The following is a 17,725-nucleotide window of genomic DNA, read 5'->3' as shown; positions in this document are numbered from 1 at the left end:
AAGGAATGGGCAGATCCTGGTCTTCAGCCGCTTCCACCTCTAGTTTGAAAGGCATTCCACCGGGAGGGCCTTTCACATGAATCGGGAACTCGACGAGACCGACTGGCGGATCATCGGCGAGCTCCAGCGGGACGGCAGGCTGTCGTTCAACGCGCTGGCGCGGCGGGTCAGCCTGTCCTCCCCGGCGGTCGCCGAGCGGGTGCGCCGCCTGGAGGAGTCCGGTGTGATCACCGGCTACGGGGCGCGGGTCGATCCGGCGCGGGCCGGGCAGCCGCTGACGGCCTTCGTGCAGATGCGCTGCGCCCACGGCCGCTGCCTGCTGAAGACGACCGAGGCCGAGGACCTGCCGGAGGTCACCGAGGTCCACAAGCTCAGCGGCAACTGGTGTTCGATGCTGAAGGTGCGGGTGGCGTCGATGCCGCATCTGGAGGGGCTGCTCGAACGGCTCGGCGAGCACGGCGAGATGAACTCGCACATCGTGCTGTCGACCGCCTTCGAGGGCCGTCCCGTCGAGCCGCCGGTGCCCGGCGCCCGCGCGGTCACCGCCTCCGCGGGCTGGAGGCGCGGGCGGGAGCGGCCGTCGTGAGGGAGCGTGCGGGCCTTCGCCAGGCGGGGTCGATGCAGTATGTTCGGGGGCCCGGGTCCCTGTCCCGGCCGCGCGGTCCGCCGCGGGGCGGGGGCGGACCTAAAGATCTTGAAGCGGCGGCGCGGACGCCCGATTGATGATTGAATCGTATTCTATGTGGCACTCGTCACAACGATCTGCTCCGTGGCGGCGGTCGTACCAGCCCGGTGTGCCCGGCGATCTCAACATCCCCGACATCCCGGTCACCCAACTCCTCGACGACGCCGCGGAACGCTACCCGCGCCGGCCCGCGCTGATCTTCTTCGGCCGGGAGATCTGCTACCGGGACCTGCGCGAGGCCGTGGACAGGTTCGCCGACGGCCTGCACCGGCTCGGCGTCCAGCCGGGCGACCGGGTCGCGCTGATCCTCCCCAACTGCCCGCAGCAGGTCATCGCGTTCTTCGGCGTCCTCCGCCGCGGCGCGATCGTGGTGCAGCACAACCCGCTGTACACCGAAGAGGAGATGCTGCATCAGCTCGCCGACTGCGGCGCCAGGGTGGCGGTGGTGCTGGATCGTTCCTACGCCACGGTGAAGGCCGTCCAGGCCAAGCTGCCCCTTGAGCACATCGTGGTGACGTCGCTCATCGACTACCTGCCCACGTCCCGGAAGATCGCGCTGCGGCTGCCGCTGGTGCAGATGCAGCGGCGGCGCGCGGCCATCACCGCGGACGTCCCCCCGGACCCGCGCGTCGTCCCGTTCAAGGAGCTGCAGCGGGTCCCGCGGCGGCGCGTGGCCCAGCTGCCGCTGGAGCCGTCCCGGCACCTGGCGGCCATCCAGTACACCGGCGGGACGGAGGGGCGCCCCAAGGGCGCGATGCTGACGCACCGCAACCTCATCGCCAACGCGTGCCAGCAGCACGCGTGGGACGTCGGCGGGCGGCCCGGCGCGGACGTGACGCTGGCGGTGCTGCCGCTGTTCCACTCGTTCGGGCTGATGAGCTGCCTCGTCGCGCCGATGATGACGGGCGGGGCGGTGGTCCTGCTCCCCCGCTACGACGGCGACCGGGTGCTCACCGCGATCCGCAGGTACCGGCCGACGATCTTCCCCGGCGTCCCGACCCTGTACGAGAAGGTCCTGGACAGCCCGCGCTTCCAGCCGTCCGACCTGCAGTCCCTGCGCGTCTACATCTCGGGCGCGATGGGGCTGGGGCAGGGCACCATCGACCGGCTCGGCCGGCTGGGCGCCCGCGGCCTGATCAACTGCTACGGGCTGACCGAGGCGTCCCCGGCCGTCGCGGGCAACCCGCTGGACGGCCGGGCCCGGAACCTGACCGTCGGCCTGCCGCTGCCCATGACCGACGTCGTCATCGTCGACCCGGAGGAGCCGACGAAGGTCCTGCCGCCCGGCGAGCCCGGCGAGCTCGTCGTGCGGGGGCCGCAGGTGTTCGTCGGCTACTGGAACGCGCCGCTCGCGACCGCGCAGGCGCTCTCGAAGGGCTGGCTGCGCACGGGTGACATCGCCGTGATGGACGAGCAGGGTTTCCTCACCATCCTGGAACGCCTGCGCGACATGATCAAGGTCAGCGGGTTCACGGTCGCCCCGAGCGAGGTCGAGAAGGTCCTGCGGCGCCATCCCGCCGTCCACGACTGCGCCGTCGTCAGCGTCCCGGACCCCCGGCGCGGGGAGCGCATCATCGCGCACGTGGTGGAGCACCCCGCGTACCCGTTCTCGGCGGACGAGCTGCGGCGGCACTGCAAGCGCTACCTCTCGCACTACAAGGTGCCGGACGAGTTCCGCCCGCGCACGGATCTGCCCCGCAGCCTCGTCGGCAAGGTCATCCGGCAGCGGCTCCGCGACGAGGTCCTCGACTCCTCCGCTCAGGCGACGTAGCCGGGCGCGGCCCGCGCCGGGTGTTTACTGGGCGGGTGCACATCCAGACCGTCCAGCCGGAGCTGTTCGCCCGGCTCGTCGAGATCGGGCGCGGCTCGGCCGGCGGCGCGCCCGCCGAGCCCACCCCGGAGGGGGTGACGCTGTACGACCGGCACGGGGTGCTGGTGGTCCGCGTCGGGGACGTGGTGGTGAAGGCGCACCAGGCCGACCGCGACCACGGGCCGCGCTTCCTGGAGCGGATACGGCTGGCGGGCACCCTGCCGCGCGTCCTGGTCGGGCCGCTGGGGCTCCCGCTGAGCGTGGACGGCCGGACGGTCACGGTCTCCCCCTTCGGAGAGCCGGTGGACCCGCAGGGCGACCTCCCCTGGGAGGACGGGGCACGCCTCCTGGCGGAGCTCCACTCCGCGGCGGTTCCGGCCGGCGCGCCGTCCTGGGGGCGTCCCGCCCGCATAGCGCGCCTGGTCTCGCGCCTGGCCGACGGGCCCGCCGAGGACGAGGTCCGCCGGGCGTTCGCGACCCTCCCCTCCTGGATACGCGGGGAGTGCGAGGAGCCGCCCGGGACGGCGGAGCGCCTCATCCACGGGGACTGGCATCTCGGCCAGATGGTCCGCGCCGCGGACGGGCGGTGGCGGCTCATCGACATCGAGGACCTCGGCAGAGGCGATCCCGCCTGGGACCTGGCCCGGCCCGCGGCGCTCTACTCGGCGGGCGTCCTGCACCCGGAGGACTGGAGCCGTTTCCTTGGCGCGTACCAGGCCGCGGGCGGCCCGGCCGTGCCCGCCGTCGGCGATCCATGGGAGGACCTGGACATTCCGGCGCGAAGTCTTGCGATCCAGATAGCCGCCACGTGCGTCATATCCGCCAGAAGGGAAGATCGGCCGCTCGATGAACCGGAGCAGGCGATGGTCGACGCCTGCGCGAGAATATCCGCGGCGGGGGACACGGCATGACGTGGCGCGGAACCTGCCCTACATTTAGCCTCTACCTGGGGATCCACACCGGAAGGATGACAAGGCGATGCACTGCCCTAAGTGTCGTGGCGTGATGCGGACCTACACCCGCAGCGGCGTCCACATCGAGCAATGTGACAGCTGCCGGGGGATCTTCCTCGACTACGGCGAGCTCGAGGCCCTGGCCCAGATGGAGTCGCAGTACCGGGCGGCGCCGACGCCGCCTCCCGCCGCGGCCCCGGGATGGGGTGCGAGCGCCCCGGCCCCGGCGGTGCACCACCATCACCACGGCGGGCACCACGGCTACCGCCGTCAGCCGGGTGTGTTCCACATGCTCTTCACGACCTGAGCCGCTTCACGACCTGAGCCGCCGCACGCGGCCGGCCGGGTGACGGCTTCCCACGGCCCGCCCCCTCGGGAGTCCCCAGGTGGCGGGCCGTGCGTCTGCGCCCTTCCTGAGGTCCGGATCCCTCAGAGGCGCGGGTCGACGGGCTCGGATTCGAGCGCGAGGACGGCGAAGACCGCCTGGTGGACCCGCCACAGCGGCTCCCCGCCGGTGAGCCGGTCGAGCGCCTCGGCGCCGAGCGCGTGCTCCCGCATCGCCAGCGACCGCTTGCGGCCGAGCGACCTGCCCCGCAGCCGGTCGAGGTTCGCGGGCTCGGCGTAGTCCGGGCCGTAGATGATGCGCAGGTACTCCGGGCCGCGGCACTTGACGCCGGGCTGGACCCGCCGGTCCTCCGGGAGCGGGGCCAGCGGCTTGACGACCATGCCCTCGCCGCCGGCCGCGGTGAGCTTCTCCCACCAGGCGGTGACGGCGGCCTCCGACTCGGCCGAGGCCAGGTCGGCGGTCACCGAGGCCGTCGGCCGCAGGAGCCCGCTCGGGTCGTTGCCCGCCAGCCGCTCCGCCATCGCCAGGTGCCACTCGTGGTCCCGCTCGGCGGCCCAGGAGCGGCCCTCCCCCGCGAGGATCTGGAACGGGGCGAGGCGCAGCCCGATCAGGCCGTCCACCGTCCAGCAGTAGCGCGCGTAGGCGTCGCGGAAGCGCGCCGCGTTCGCGGCGCGCCGGTCGATGCGCTCGCGGAGGTCGCCGAGGCCGAGCCCGCGTCCGTCCGCGCGTGCGAGGACGCCGGACGCCATCGGCAGGGCCGCGCGGGCCGCGGCGCCGGTCGCCGCGTACTGGGTGCGGATGAGGTCCATGGCCTTGGCCGACCACGGCATCAGCTCGGCGTCGACGACGAGCCATCCGGTGTCCAGTTCGTCCCAGAGGCCGGCGGCGCCGATCGCCGCGCGGAGCCGGTCCAGCACCTCCGCCGTCCGGGACGGGTCGCGGAAGAAGGAGCGGCCCGTGCGGGTGTACAGGGCGCCGGTCGTCCCGTCCTGCACGCCGAACCGGCCGGCCGCCACCGACGCGTCGCGGCACACGACGGCCACGGCCCGCGAGCCCATGTGCTTCTCCTCGCACACCACGCGGGCGACGCCCTTGTCCCGGTACGCGGCAAGGGCCTCGGCCGGGTGCTCCAGGTACCCGGGCAGCGACGACGTGGCGGCGGGCGCCATGGTGGGCGGCAGGTAGACGAGCCAGCGCGGGTCCACGGCGAAGCGGCTCATCACCTCCAGCGCGGCAAGCGCGTTCTCCTCTCGGACGGCGACGCGGCCCATGAGCCGGGTCTCGACCCCCTGGTTGCCGAGGACGTCCTCGATGTTGAGGATGTCGTCCTCCCGATGGGCGGCGCCGGGCCCCGCCGGGGCGGTCAGCGGGCGCGCCGGCTCGTACCAGACCTTCTGGGCGGGGACGGACACCAGTTCCCGCTCGGGGTAGCGCAGCGCGGTCAGCTTCCCGCCGAACACCGCGCCGGTGTCCAGGCAGATCGTGTTGTTGACCCATTCCGCTTCTGGGACGGGCGTGTGCCCGTACACGACCATGGCCTTGCCCCGGTAGTCACGCGCCCACGGGTACCGGACGGGCAGCCCGTACTCGTCGGTCTCCCCTGTGGTGTCGCCATAGAGCGCGAACGACCGGACGCGTCCGGACGCACGACCGTGGTACTCCTCCTTCAGCCCGGCATGGGCCACGACGAGGCGTCCGCCGTCCAGGACGTAGTGGCTGATGAGCCCGTCCATGAAGCGCAGCGCGCCGTCGCGGAACTCCTCGGCCTCGGCGGAGAGCTGCTCCATCGACTCGGCGAGCCCGTGCGTGAGGCGCACTCTGCGTCCGCGCAGCGCACGGACGAGCTTCGCCTCGTGGTTGCCGGAGACGCAGAGCGCGGCGCCCGCGGCGACCATGCCCATGACGAGGCGCAGCACGCCCGGCGAGTCGGGGCCGCGGTCGACGAGGTCCCCCACGAACACCGCGGTCCGCCCGCCGAGGTGGCTCGCCCCGGCGGCGCGTCCGGCCGCGTCCCGCTCGATCTCGTAGCCGAGGCCGGTGAGCAGGTCCTCCAGCTCCGCGCGGCAGCCGTGGACGTCGCCGACGATGTCGAACGGGCCGGTCAGCTCCCGCCGGTCGTTCCACGCCTTCTCGTAGGCGATGGTCGCGGCGTCGATCTCCGCGACGCCGCGCAGCACGTGGACGCGGCGGAACTCGCGCTCCAGCGTCCGCATCCCGCGCCGCAGCTCGCGCCGCTGCCGCGGGATGACGTGGGCGGGCATGTCCCGGTCCGGGCGGGCGGCGTTGCGTTCGGCGGCGACGCCCTCGGGGACGTCCAGCACGATCGCGACCGCCCGCACGTCGTGGTCCTTGGCTATCTGGAGGAGCGACTGGCGCGCCTTGCTCTGCACGTTGGTCGCGTCCACGACGGTGAGGAGGCCGCGCCGCAGCCGCTTGGCCACGATGTAGTGCAGCAGGTCGAACGCGTCCCCGGTCGCGGACTGGTCGTTCTCGTCGTCCGACACGACACCGCGGCAGTAGTCGGACGACACCACCTGCGTGGGCTTGAAGTGCTTGCGCGCGAAGTACGACTTGCCGGAGCCGCTCACGCCGACCAGCACGACGAGCCCCATGTCGGGAACGCGGATCTCGGTCATCGGGTGAACACCCCCATCTGCGTCGGCGCGCCAACCTCGGGGTCCTCGGCGCCGACGGGAACGTGCCGGACGCGGTAGCCGTGCGCGGCGGCGACGCGGCCGGCCCACGCGCGGAACTCGTCCCGCGTCCATTCGAACCGGTGGTCGGGGTGGCGCATGGCCCCGTGCGCGAGCCCCTCGTACCGGACGTTGTGCTCGACGTTCGGGGTCGTCACCACCACCACGCGGGGCGAGGCGTCCCCGAACACGACCCGCTCGATCGCGCCGAGGCGCGGCGGGTCGACGTGCTCGATGACCTCCATCAGCACGGCCGCCTCGTAGCCGCGGAACCGTGCGTCGGCATAGGTGAGCGCGCCTTGGAAGACGTCCGTGACGCGGTCGTTCTCGCGGCGCGGCCGCTTGTCCCAGCCGAGCCGCCGCCACGCGTGGGTAAGCGCCCGGTGCGAGACGTCGGCGCCGGAGATCTCGCTGAAGAAGTCGTCCTTCGCCAGCCGCGAGATCAGTTTCCCGGAGCCGCACCCAAGGTCGATGACGCGCCGGGCGTTCTCGTCGCGCAGCGCTTGCACGACCGCCTGGAGGCGGTGCTCGGCCAGCGGGACGGACTTCTCGTCCGCCTCCGCCGGCGGCTCCTCCTCCACCTCGGCGGGGTCGAGGGCCTCGTCGGTCGCGTCCTCGGCGTCGGCGAGGCGTCCCAGCGCGGTGCGCACGAGACCGCGCCGGTTGGCGAGGTACCGGCGGGTGATGGCCGCGCGGTCGGGGTGGGAGGCCAGCCAGCCCTCCCCCGCCCGGATGAGCTTGTCGACCTCGTCGGGGGCCATCCAGTAGTGCTTGGCGTCGTCGAGGACGGGCAGCAGCACGTACAGCTGGTTGAGCGCGTCGGCGAGGCGCAGCGTGCCGGTGAGCGTGAGCGTCACGTAGCGGGAGTCGCCCCACTCGGCGAACTCCGGGTCGAGCGGGACGGGCACGGCCGACACCTCCCAGCCGAGCGGCCCGAAGAACCGCCCGGCCTGCGCGGCCCCGCCGCGGCACGGCAGCGCCGGCAGGACGATCTCCAGGGGGATCGGCGCCTCCGCCAGTTCGGGGCGCAGGTCGCAGCGGCCGCGCATGGCGGTGCGGTACACGTTCGCCATCGCGGACGCCAGGAGCGACGACGCCGCGTAGGGCCGGTCGTTCACGTACTGGCCGAGGGAGAAGTCCGGGGTGCCCCTTCCGCGCGTGCGCACGAGCTTGACCGGATCGACGTCCAGCAGCAGGGCGGCCGTGCACTGCTCGTCGTCCGCGTCGGGGTAGAAGACGTGCGCGGTGCCGAAGGACTGCTCGAACCGCTGCACCCGGTCAGGGTGCTTGTGCAGGAGGAACCCCAGGTCCGTCGCCCGGCTCATCCGGGTGTTGATCGTCAGAAGCACCCCACGAGTCTGGCGGACCGCGCCGGATCTCCCCATTTGTTTTCCGGCGGACGATCACGAAAACGGTTTGCCCGCCATTCCTGGCGTCGAGAGACTTTGCAGCGATATGAGCAGACATCCCCGCCGGATGACGGCGCAGGAGACCGTGGCCATCATGGAGCGCGGCGACTACCCGGCGCCCTCCGGACGCACCGTGCCGATCGCGGAGAGCCTGGCGCGGGCCGTGCAGGGCACCGTCCTGTACCGGCCGGACGAGCTGGACGACCTCCTGGAGCGTCTCCCCGCCGCCGGCCCCGGAACGGACACCCGGATCGAGGTCACCGGCGAGACCACCCTCGCCGCCGCGCGCCGGCTGTGCGCACCCGGAAAGGTCCCGTTCGCGCTCAACTTCGCGTCCGCGAAGAACCCGGGCGGCGGGTTCCTGAACGGGGCGCACGCCCAAGAGGAAGGGCTGGCCCGCTCGTCCGGCCTGTACGAGTCGCTGCGCTCGGCCCGGGAGTACTACGACTTCCACCGCGCCCAGCGCGACCTCCTCTACAGCGACCACATGATCTACTCGCCGCGCGTCCCGGTGTTCCGCGACGACGCGGGGCGGCTCCTGGAGGAGCCGTACGAGGTCACGTTCCTGACGTCGCCCGCGCCCAACCGCGGCGCGATCCGCGACGCCGCGCAGGCGGCGCGCATACGGGACGTGCTCGACCTGCGCGCCCGCAAGCTCCTCGCCGTCGCGCTCGCCAACGGGCACGGCCGGCTGGTCCTGGGCGCCTGGGGCTGCGGGGTGTTCGGCAACGACCCGGCGGAGGTGGCCGAGGTGTTCGCCGAGCAGCTGCGGCCGGGCGGGCTGTTCGCGGGCCGCTTCGAGCACGTCGTCTTCGCGGTCTGGGACACCGCCAAGGGCGCCCCCAGGCACGCGGCCTTCCAGACCGCCTTCGCCTAGCGCGAACCGTGACCTGCGGCGTGTTGTTGCCATCGGCCTGCCAGAACAACAACACGCCGCAGGTCAACGAGAGCGGCGGCGCTTCCGCGGGGTCAGAGCTTCGCCATGACCTCGGAGGCCAGCAGCTCCAGGTGGTCCAGGTCCTGCATGTCCAGGAGCTGCAGGTAGATGCGCTCGGCGCCCAGCTCGCCGAAACGGCCGATCTTGTCGACCAGCTCGCCGGGCGTGCCCGCGAGGCCGTTCTCGCGCAGCTCCGGCACGTCCCGCCCGATGGCGTCGGCGCGGCGCCGCAGCTCGGCCTCGTCCCGGCCGCAGCAGACGACCTGCGCGGCGGAGCAGACCGGCGGCCTGGCCCGCCCCGCGTCGGCGCACGCCGCGCGGACCCGCTCGAACGCCTCGCCGGTCTCCCCCACCTGCTTGAACGGGACGTTGTACTCGTCGGCGTAGCGGGCGGCCAGCCGCGGCGTCCGCTTCGCCCCGAACCCGCCGATGATGATCGGCGGGCCGCCCGCCTGGGCGGGCTTGGGCAGCGCCGGCGACTCGACGAGCGTGTAGTGCTCGCCGCTGAACGCGAACGTCTCCCCGGCGGGCGTCCGCCACAGCCCGTTGAGGATCTGGACCTGCTCCTCCAGCCGCTCGAACCGCTCCCCCAGGCTCGGGAACGGGATGCCGTAGGCGGTGTGCTCCTGCTCGAACCAGCCCGTCCCGATGCCGAGGTCGACCCGTCCGCCGCTCATCCGGTCGACCTGCGCGACGGCGATCGCCAGCGGTCCCGGGTGCCGGAACGTCGCGGCGGTCACCAGCGTGCCGAGCCGGATGCGGCTGGTCTCCCGGGCGAGCGCGCCCAGGGTGATCCAGGAGTCGGTCGGGCCGGGCTCGCCCGTGACGTCGCCCATCTTGACGAAGTGGTCCGAGCGGAAGAACGCGTCGAAGCCGAGGTCCTCCGTCGCCTTGGCGACCGCGAGCTGGGTCTCGTAACTCGCCCCCTGCTGGGGCTCGGTGAAGATCCGAAGTCTCATGGTCCCATCTTGCTACCCGTACGGAGCGGCCCTAGCCGCCCCTCGGCCCGCCGTCGTGGACTGGCCCGGGCGCCGCGGCGCGGGCCGTCGCCGGAGCCTCCTCGGTCGTGAGGAAGCCGGCGGCCTTGGCCACGCGCACCGCGGGGAACCTGCGGGCGGCACGCGCCTTGCCCCAGGTCACCGTCCCGCGTGCCGAGATCTTCTGCCCGGCGTCGGCCCGCCTGGACACCTTGGCCTTGATCGCGCCCTTGACCTTCTGGCCCTTCCTGACCGTGCCTAGGCGGCAGACGACCTTCCGTCCCTTCGACCGGCAGTGCCTCGTGCCCGTCACGAACTCCAGCGGTCTCGGCATTGTCATCCGGAAGACGGCCTTGCCGGACTTCGCCGGGCCCTTGGCCAGCATCTTGAACGTCCATGCGTAGGTGCCTCCCGGCAGGACGTCCTCCTTGGGCGAGGCCGTGCGGAGCGCCACGCCCGCGTCGGCGTGCGCCCCGGTCGCCATGGGCACGAGGCCCAGCAGCGGCGCGGCCGCCAGCAGGACGAGACCGCGCTCCTTCCATGTCACGATCACGATGAGACCTTCCGTGGCCGTCGGTTACTTCCCGGACCCGTCCGTTGTAGCGAGCGACCGGCCGTTCTCATAACGTCATGTCGGCGTGTCGTCACAGACAGTCACGACTCACCCGGACGTGCGTTTCACGAACCTTCCTATGGAATCTCCTGCGATCTTCGGGGCACACACTGTTGAATCGGCAATGACCCCCTTACCGATCATGGAGTCCACCGATGGCTGTCTTCGGCGTCGACTACTCGTGGGGCCGTCCCGGCGTGGCCGCGCTGAAACGCGCCGGGGTGAAGTTCGCGTGCCGCTACCTGTCGCACGACACGTCCGGCAAGAACCTGACCCGCGCGGAGGCCGAGGAGCTGTCGGACGCGGGCATCTGGGTCGTGGTCGTCTGGCAGAACAGCAAGACCGGGCCGCTGGGCGGCCGGGCCGCCGGGGAGGCCGACGCCAGGGACGCCGCCCGGCAGGCCGAGTCCTGCGGCATGCCGGACGGCAGGCCCATCTACTTCGCCGCCGACTGGGACGCGTCCGCGAGCCAGCAGGCCGCGATCAACGCCTACCTCGACGGCGCGGCGAGCGTCCTCGGCCGCCGCCGGGTCGGCCTCTACGCCGGCTACGGGCCGATGAAGCGCGCCTTCGACGCCGGGAAGACGACCTACGGCTGGCAGACCTACGCCTGGTCGGGTGGCCGCTGGGACTCCCGCGCGCAGCTCCAGCAGTACCTCAACGAGCAGACCATCAACGGCGCGGCCGTCGACTACGACCGCGCCATGGCAGACGACTACGGGCAGTGGCGCGTCGGCGTCTCGCCCGAGGGAGACGACATGCCCGACTACGTGTCCGTCGGCACGACCACCGAGCAGCGGCTCGCCCCCGGAGTGTGGACGGACGTCAACTGGGAGACCGAGTACTCCGACCAGCACCACCAGCACTGGAACCAGGGCGGCTCCAGCGTCCTGACCGGATCCGCCCGCTACAGCCTCACCGTGGGCGCGACGGTCACCGGCGTCCCGGCGGGCACCCTCGTCCAGGCCCGCGTGGTGGAGGTCAACATGGACGACACCGGCAATTTCGAGGTCGGCCCCATCCAGGACTTCGTCTCCGTCGGCGACAGCACCAACCTGGTGTACGGGCTGGCCGCAGACACCGTGCGGGCGAACCACCGGGTGCGGTTCCAGCTCGTCCAGCACGGCACCGCCGACGCCGCCGTCACCAGCGGCAGCGCCAAGGTCTTCTTCTGGAGATAGCGGTCCGGGCGGCCCGCGGACGCCTCAGAAGTCGTCGTTCATGTACGGGGCCAGCGGGACGGCCAGCGCCGCGTCCAGCCGGGCCGCCGCGCCGGGAGTGTGCTCGGTGACCACGCCGACCCGGACGAGCGTGGTCGCCGGCGTCCCGCCCAGGTAGACGGCGGCCAGGTCGGCGGCGGACAGCGTCAGGTCCGGTTCCGCGGCCGTCCGGTCGCAGGCGGGTGCGGTGCCGGTGGCCAGGCGCCAGCGGCCCTCGTTCGCGGGGACGCGGTCGTCGCGGACCTCCAGGACGAACGTGTCCGCGGTCGCCCAGGACCGGGCGGCCAGCGCGCCCGGGACGTCGATCAGCCGCAGCCAGAGCGCACCGGCGTCGTTCTTGATGACGACCTGGTCCGGGTCGGCCGCCATGTGCGGGAGCAACTCGTCCACGGGGCGGTTCGTGGCCTGGACGCGCCTGGTCAGGTCGATCGACGCCAGATACCGCCAGAGCGCCGCCTCCACCGCCGGCGTCTCGGCGACGAGGTCGACGACCCGGACCGTCCCCTCCTCGTTGGTCCGGTAGACGGCGTAGCCCGCCGGGTGGACCACGACGCGCGGCTCGGTGAAGCCGGGGGCGGTCTCGGGGTCGGCGGCCGGCAGGATGCCCCGCCGCCACCACTCGTCGTCGCGGACGAGGCCGCCCGGCCGGGCGGCGAGGGCGCGCATGTGCATGGGCCCGAGGACCTCCGCGGCGGAGTCCGGATCGACCAGCCGGAGCGGACGCTCGTCGGGGACGGTGCGAAGTTCGAGCGGCCGGGAGGAGTCGACCTCCAGGGTGATCGCCCGGGTGGCGAGGCCGTACCCGTACCGGCCGTAGATCGCGCCCTGCGAGGCCCAGAGCACCGCGACCGGGCGGCCCGCGGCGGCCGCGTCGGCGTGCATGCGGTCCATCATGGAGGTGAGGACGCCGCGCCGCCGGTGCGTGGGCAGGACGCCGACGTACGTGACCGCCGAGCAGTCGAGGAACGCGCCCGGCACGGCGAGCCGCATCGGGATGGCCGCGACCTGCCCCGCCAGCGCCTCGCCGTCGTAGGCGCCGATGCGCTCGGCGCGGCGGACCCGCCACCCGTCGCGCTCCTCCTCGCTCTCGATGCGCACGTGGAACACCAGGCAGGCGAGGTCGACCATGCGGCCGACGTCCGACTCGGGGATCTCCCGGATCTCGATCACGGTTCCCACGTTATGCCGTCCCGCAACCCGTTTTCGTGATGCCCGGTCCCTGCATCAGCCTCGGATCAGGGTGGCCAGGCACTCCACGTGCTGGGTCATCGGGTAGGCGTCGAAGGCGCGCAGGGTCTCCAGCGTCCAGCCGCGCTCGCCGAAGTAGGCCAGGTCGCGGGCGAGGGTGGCGGGGTCGCAGGACACGTAGGCGATCTTGCGGCCGGCGAGCCGGGTGATCTGCTCGACGACCTCGCGGCCGGCGCCCGCGCGGGGCGGGTCGAGGACGACGACGTCGGCGCGGCGGACGCGCTCGCCGCCCTGGTGGCCGCCGCCCCGCTTGTTCTGCGCGCGGGACCCGCCGCCGGACGCGCGGCCGAACTCCAGTTCAGCGACGACCTCCTCGACCGGGCCGCGCTCGATGGACACGTTCGGCAGGTCGCGCAGGTTGTAGCGGGCGTCCCGGACGGCCTGGCCGTCGGACTCGACGCCGACGACGAGCCCGTCCGGCCCGATGCGGTCGCCGAGGACGCCGGCGAACAGCCCGGCGCCGCAGTACAGGTCGAGGGCGATGTCGCCGGGCTTGGGCTCCAGGGCCTCGACCACGGCGTCGGCGAGGAGCTGCGCGGCACCGGGGTGGACCTGCCAGAAGCCGCTGCCGCTGACCTGGTACAGCCGCCCGGAGACCTCCTCGCGCACGTAGGGCAGGCCGGAGCCCGGCTCGGGCTTGCCCCGGACGAGCCGGACCGGCACGTCCAGCCGCGGCACCCGGATCTTGCGCCGGTCGCGGCCGCGCAGGACGACCAGGCGGTCGCCGGTGGACGCGGAGACGATGCCCTCCACGCCCGACGCGCCCGGCCAGCGCTTGCGTTCGATGCCCATCAGCTCCACGCCGGGGTGGGCGATCAGGCACTCGTCGATGGGCTCGATGTCGTGGGAGCGGTGCTTGCGCAGCCCGACGGCCCCGGACGAGACCGCGAACTGCACGCGGGTGCGCCAGCCGAGCCCGGGCGGCGGCATCACCTCCGAGTCCGCCGGATAGGGGACCTCCTCGACGGTCACCGTGCGGGTGATCCCGGCGAGGCGCTGCAGCTGCTCCTCGACGACGGCCGCCTTCAGCGCGCGCTGCGCGGGCAGCGAGGCGTGCTGCCAGTCGCAGCCGCCGCAGCGTCCGGGGCCGGCGAACGGGCACGGCGGCTCGACCCGGTCCGGCGACGCCTCGATGATCTCCACGGCGTCGGCGCGGAGGAAGTTCTTGGTGCGGTCGGTGATCCGGGCCCGCACCCGCTCGCCGGGCAGGGCGTGCCGGACGAAGACCACCCGGCCCTCGTGCCGGGCGACGCAGAAACCGCCGTTGGCGACGTTGCCGACTTCCAGTTCCAGGACGTCGGGCTCCAGTTCAGTCACGGTCCGAAACACTACCGCCACCGTGGCGCGCCCCGGCCCGCGGCGGACGCCGGGACGAGCCCGGCACGGGCGGCTCGACCCGCCCCTTGAGCCGGTCGGAGGACTGCAGCTGCCACGCGACGCTGGTCACCATGACGCCCGGCTGGAACAGCAGCCTGCCCTTGAGCCGCAGGGCGCTCTGGTTGTGCAGGAGCTGCTCCCACCAGTGGCCGACGACGTACTCGGGGATGAACACGGTGACGACGTCGCGGGGGCTCTTGCGCCGGACGCTCTTGACGTAGGCGAGGACCGGGCGGGTGATCTCCCGGTACGGCGAGTCGAGGATCTTCAGCGGGACGGGGAGGTCGAGCGCCTGCCACTCGTCCTGGAGCCGCTGGGACTCCGCGGCGTCCACCGCCACCGTGACCGCCTCCAGCGTGGAGGGGCGGGTGGCGCGGGCGTAGGCGAGGGCCCGCAGCGTCGGCTTGTGGATCTTGGAGACGAGCACGATGCCGTGGTTGCGGGCGGGCAGCGCGACGTCCTCGCCGGACGGCACCAGCTCCTCGGCCACCCGGTCGTAGTGCTTCCTGATCCCCTTCATCAGCAGGAACAGGACCGGCATCGCGATGCAGACGATGTAGGCGCCGAGCGTGAACTTGGTGACCAGCACGACGGTCAGCACGATGCCGGTGAGGGTGGCGCCGAAGCCGTTGATGGCCCGGGACGTCTTCATGTGGCGGCGCTGCGCCGCGTCCCGCTCGGTGGCGAGGAGCCTGTTCCAGTGCCGCACCATGCCGATCTGGCTGACGGTGAAGGAGACGAACACGCCGACGGTGTAGAGCGGGATCAGGGCGCTGACGGACGCGTCGTAGGCGTAGATCAGCAGCCCCGCCATGACGGCGAGGATGATGATGCCGTTGCTCAGGGCCAGCCGGTCGCCGCGGGTGTGGAGCTGGCGCGGGAGGTAGCGGTTCTGCGCGAGGACGGAGCCGAGGACGGGAAAGCCGTTGAAGGCGGTGTTGGCCGCGAGGAACAGGATCAGCGCGGTCATGATGGCGACCAGCGCGAACCCGAACCCGAAGTTGCTGAACACAGTGTGCGCTACCTGCGCGATCACCGGTTCGGCGTCGGTGACCTCCGCGCCGGTGGCCGGGTCGATCAGGTGGCTCCCGTGCGCGGGTTCGGAGAACTTGGCGTCGGTGATGTGGGCGAAGACGGTCACGCCGCCGAACATCGTCATCGACACGAGCCCGAGGAGCAGCAGCGTCGTGGCGGCGTTCCGCCCCTTGGGCTTGCGGAACGCGGGCACGCCGTTGCTGATCGATTCCACGCCGGTGAGCGCGGCGCAGCCGGACGAGAACGCCCGGAGCAGCAGGAAGACCAGGGCGAAACCGGCGATGTCGGCCTCGTCCCCGCGCAGCTCATAGCCCGCGGTCTCGGCCTTCAGCTCGGTGCCGGCGAGGAGCCGCACCAGGCCCCACGCCAGCATGCCCAGGATCGCGGTCATGAACAGGTAGGTGGGGATGGCGAACGCGATCCCCGCCTCCTTGAGGCCGCGCAGGTTGGCGATGGCGAGCACGGCGAGGACCGCGACCGCCGCGAGGACCTCGTGCGGCTGGATGAACGTCAGCAGCGCCCCGAGGTTCTCGATGCCGGACGACACCGACACCGCCACGGTCAGCGTGTAGTCGACGATCAGCGCGCTGGCGACGACGAGGCCCCAGTTGCCGCCGAGGTTGGTCGTGGCGACCTCGAAGTCGCCGCCGCCGCTCGGGTAGGCCCGGACGTTCTGCCGGTACGAGGCGACCACCGTCAGCAGGACCACCACCACGGCCGCGGCGACCCAGGGCGTGTACTTGTACATCACCAGGCCGCCCGCCGCGAGGGCGATGAGGATCTCCTGCGGGGCGTAGGCCACCGAGGACAGGGCGTCGCTGGCGAAGACGGGCAGAGCGATGCGCTTGGGCAGGAGCTGCTCGTGCTGCTTGGAACTGCTCAGCGCGCGGCCCACGAGCAACCGCTTCGTGAGGTCCGGAAGCTTGGACACGAAAGGAGACTCTAGCCGCAGCCCCGGCCGCGCTTCGCGAGCACCGCGGGGACCTGGTTGGGTAGTACTCCCCTGGGCGGATGTGTAGTTTTGCAGCCCGGCAGGGACGGGGGGAACGGCCCCCTGGACGGAAGAGGGAACGGCCGTGCATATCGTGATCATGGGCTGCGGGCGCGTCGGCTCGACGCTCGCCCACATCCTTGAGGACCAGGGCCATTCGGTGTCCATCATCGACCAGAACCCGGAGGCGTTCCGCCGGCTGCGCAGCGGGTTCCGGGGCCGCCGCATCACCGGGTTCGGGTTCGATCGCGACGTGATCGCCGAGGCGGGCATCGAGCGCGCGTCGGCGTTCGTGGCCGTCAGCAGCGGCGACAACTCCAACATCATCTCGGCCCGGGTGGCGCGCGAGACGTTCGGCGTCGACAACGTCGTCGCCCGCATCTACGACCCGCGCCGCGCGGAGGTCTACCAGCGCCTCGGCATCCCGACGGTCGCGACCGTCCGCTGGACCGCCGACCAGATCCTGCGCCGACTGCTGCCCGAGGGCGCCGAGCCGCTGTGGCGCGACCCGACCGGCGCGGTCGTCCTCGCCGAGCTGGACTCCGGGCACCTGTGGGTGGGCGAGAAGGTCGGCGCGCTGGAGGAGCACGCCGGCACGCGGGTGGCGTTCCTGTCGCGGATGGGCGAGGCGCTCGTCCCCGACCGGGACACGGTGATCCAGGACGGCGACATCGTGCACATCATGGCCGGCTCGGACGACGTGGAGCGGGTGAACGCCGCCGTCGCGGCACGGAACGGGGAGGACGCCTGATGCGGGTCGCGATCGCCGGGGCGGGCGCGGTGGGCCGCTCCATCGCCCAGGAGCTGCTGGAGAACGGGCACGAGGTGCTCCTGATCGACAAGAACCCCAAGGCAATCAAGGTCGAGATGGTGCCGCGGGCGGAGTGGCTGCTGGCCGACGCGTGCGAGATCTCCGCGCTGGACGACGCGGCGCTGGAGCGCTGCCAGGTCGTGGTCGCCTCGTCCGGCGACGACAAGGTCAACCTCGTGGTGTCGCTGCTCGCCAAGACCGAGTACGGGGTGCCGCGCGTGGTGGCCCGGATCAACCACCCGAACAACGAGTGGCTGTTCAACGAGTCGTGGGGCGTGGACGTGGCCGTGTCCACCCCGCGGCTGCTGTCCGCGCTGGTGGAGGAGGCGGTCAGCGTCGGCGACCTGGTCCGGCTGATGACGTTCCGGCAGGGCGAGGCCAACCTCGTCGAGCTGACGCTGCCGGAGGACGCGCCGCTCGGCGGGCAGCGCGTCGGCTCGGTGGCCTGGCCCCGCGACACCGCGCTGGTGGCGATCCTGCGGGAGGGCCGGGTGCTCGTGCCGACCCCCGACGACACGCTCGAACCGGGCGACGAGCTGATGTTCGTCGCCAGCCAGGACGTCGAGGACGAACTGGCCGAGTTGTTCTCCTGAGCGGCGCCCTCGGCGGCCGGGCCCCGG

At 72.6% G+C, this 17,725-nt stretch carries 15 protein-coding genes; 8 read left to right on the top strand and 7 right to left on the bottom strand.

Going from position 1 to position 17,725, the window contains the following annotated elements; all coding sequences use genetic code 11:
- The first annotated feature begins 76 nt into the window (after positions 1-76).
- The 4 genes from E1266_RS03755 (at position 77) to E1266_RS03740 (ending at position 3,755) form a co-directional block, all read left to right on the top strand.
- Entirely contained in the window at positions 77-586 is a 510-nt protein-coding gene (locus E1266_RS03755; protein ID WP_132043732.1) for an Lrp/AsnC family transcriptional regulator, read from the top strand.
- Positions 587-794: 208 nt separating this feature from the next.
- Positions 795-2,456: an AMP-binding protein gene (locus tag E1266_RS03750; RefSeq protein WP_243718212.1), complete on the top strand. Its 1,662-nt coding sequence runs from the start codon at positions 795-797 to the stop codon at positions 2,454-2,456.
- A 35-nt stretch (positions 2,457-2,491) separates the two neighbouring features.
- Complete coding sequence (locus E1266_RS03745; protein ID WP_243718211.1) at positions 2,492-3,406, top strand: aminoglycoside phosphotransferase family protein; 915 nt, start codon at positions 2,492-2,494, stop codon at positions 3,404-3,406.
- 67 nt (positions 3,407-3,473) lie between these two features.
- Positions 3,474-3,755, top strand: a complete 282-nt coding sequence (locus E1266_RS03740) for a zf-TFIIB domain-containing protein (RefSeq protein ID WP_132043728.1) — start codon at positions 3,474-3,476, stop codon at positions 3,753-3,755.
- Between the two features lie 122 nt (positions 3,756-3,877).
- Here the strand turns inward: E1266_RS03740 and E1266_RS03735 are convergent, their stop codons facing one another.
- A complete protein-coding gene (locus E1266_RS03735) occupies positions 3,878-6,430 on the bottom strand; it encodes a polynucleotide kinase-phosphatase (RefSeq protein WP_132043726.1) in 2,553 nt (850 codons plus the stop codon).
- Positions 6,427-7,836 carry a 3' terminal RNA ribose 2'-O-methyltransferase Hen1 gene (locus E1266_RS03730; protein ID WP_132043724.1) on the bottom strand — a complete coding sequence of 470 codons (1,410 nt, stop codon included), beginning with the start codon at positions 7,834-7,836 and terminating at the stop codon, positions 6,427-6,429. The genes E1266_RS03735 and E1266_RS03730 overlap by 4 nt, the downstream gene beginning before the upstream one ends.
- Positions 7,837-7,942: 106 nt before the next feature.
- Between E1266_RS03730 and E1266_RS03725 the strand changes: the two genes are divergently transcribed.
- Positions 7,943-8,773 carry a TIGR02452 family protein gene (locus E1266_RS03725; protein WP_132043722.1) on the top strand — a complete coding sequence of 277 codons (831 nt, stop codon included), beginning with the start codon at positions 7,943-7,945 and terminating at the stop codon, positions 8,771-8,773.
- Between the two features lie 92 nt (positions 8,774-8,865).
- Here E1266_RS03725 and E1266_RS03720 read toward each other — a convergent pair whose 3' ends face one another.
- Both E1266_RS03720 and E1266_RS03715 read right to left on the bottom strand, forming a co-directional pair.
- Positions 8,866-9,792, bottom strand: coding sequence for an LLM class F420-dependent oxidoreductase (locus E1266_RS03720; RefSeq protein ID WP_132043720.1), 927 nt, complete (start codon positions 9,790-9,792; stop codon positions 8,866-8,868).
- A gap of 31 nt (positions 9,793-9,823) precedes the next feature.
- Positions 9,824-10,363, bottom strand: coding sequence for a hypothetical protein (locus E1266_RS03715; RefSeq protein WP_132043718.1), 540 nt, complete (start codon positions 10,361-10,363; stop codon positions 9,824-9,826).
- Between the two features lie 215 nt (positions 10,364-10,578).
- Here E1266_RS03715 and E1266_RS03710 point away from each other — a divergent pair, with 215 nt between their 5' ends.
- Positions 10,579-11,604, top strand: a complete 1,026-nt coding sequence (locus E1266_RS03710; RefSeq protein WP_132043716.1) for a glycoside hydrolase domain-containing protein — start codon at positions 10,579-10,581, stop codon at positions 11,602-11,604.
- A 24-nt stretch (positions 11,605-11,628) separates the two neighbouring features.
- Here E1266_RS03710 and E1266_RS03705 read toward each other — a convergent pair whose 3' ends face one another.
- The 3 genes from E1266_RS03705 to E1266_RS03695 are packed head-to-tail and all read right to left on the bottom strand — an operon-like array spanning position 11,629 to position 16,234.
- Entirely contained in the window at positions 11,629-12,813 is a 1,185-nt protein-coding gene (locus E1266_RS03705) for a GNAT family N-acetyltransferase (protein WP_243718209.1), read from the bottom strand.
- Between the two features lie 54 nt (positions 12,814-12,867).
- Positions 12,868-14,208: a class I SAM-dependent RNA methyltransferase gene (locus E1266_RS03700; RefSeq protein ID WP_207945400.1), complete on the bottom strand. Its 1,341-nt coding sequence runs from the start codon at positions 14,206-14,208 to the stop codon at positions 12,868-12,870.
- Complete coding sequence (locus tag E1266_RS03695) at positions 14,201-16,234, bottom strand: APC family permease (RefSeq protein ID WP_132043714.1); 2,034 nt, start codon at positions 16,232-16,234, stop codon at positions 14,201-14,203. Before E1266_RS03695 ends, E1266_RS03700 begins: the two co-directional genes overlap by 8 nt.
- 145 nt (positions 16,235-16,379) lie before the next feature.
- Here E1266_RS03695 and E1266_RS03690 point away from each other — a divergent pair, with 145 nt between their 5' ends.
- Both E1266_RS03690 and E1266_RS03685 read left to right on the top strand, forming a co-directional pair.
- Positions 16,380-17,045: a TrkA family potassium uptake protein gene (locus tag E1266_RS03690; RefSeq protein ID WP_132043712.1), complete on the top strand. Its 666-nt coding sequence runs from the start codon at positions 16,380-16,382 to the stop codon at positions 17,043-17,045.
- The gene (locus E1266_RS03685) at positions 17,045-17,698 is read left to right on the top strand and encodes a TrkA family potassium uptake protein (RefSeq protein WP_132043710.1); all 654 of its coding nucleotides are present in this window, start codon (positions 17,045-17,047) and stop codon (positions 17,696-17,698) included. Before E1266_RS03690 ends, E1266_RS03685 begins: the two co-directional genes overlap by 1 nt.
- Positions 17,699-17,725: the final 27 nt, after the last annotated feature.

The sequence above is a fragment of the Actinomadura sp. 7K534 genome, from assembly GCF_004348575.1.
GTDB classification, from domain to species: Bacteria; Actinomycetota; Actinomycetes; order Streptosporangiales; family Streptosporangiaceae; genus Spirillospora; species Spirillospora livida.
The sequence above is the reverse complement of the archived record's forward strand: the minus strand, read 5'-3'. Positions and strand labels throughout refer to the sequence as shown.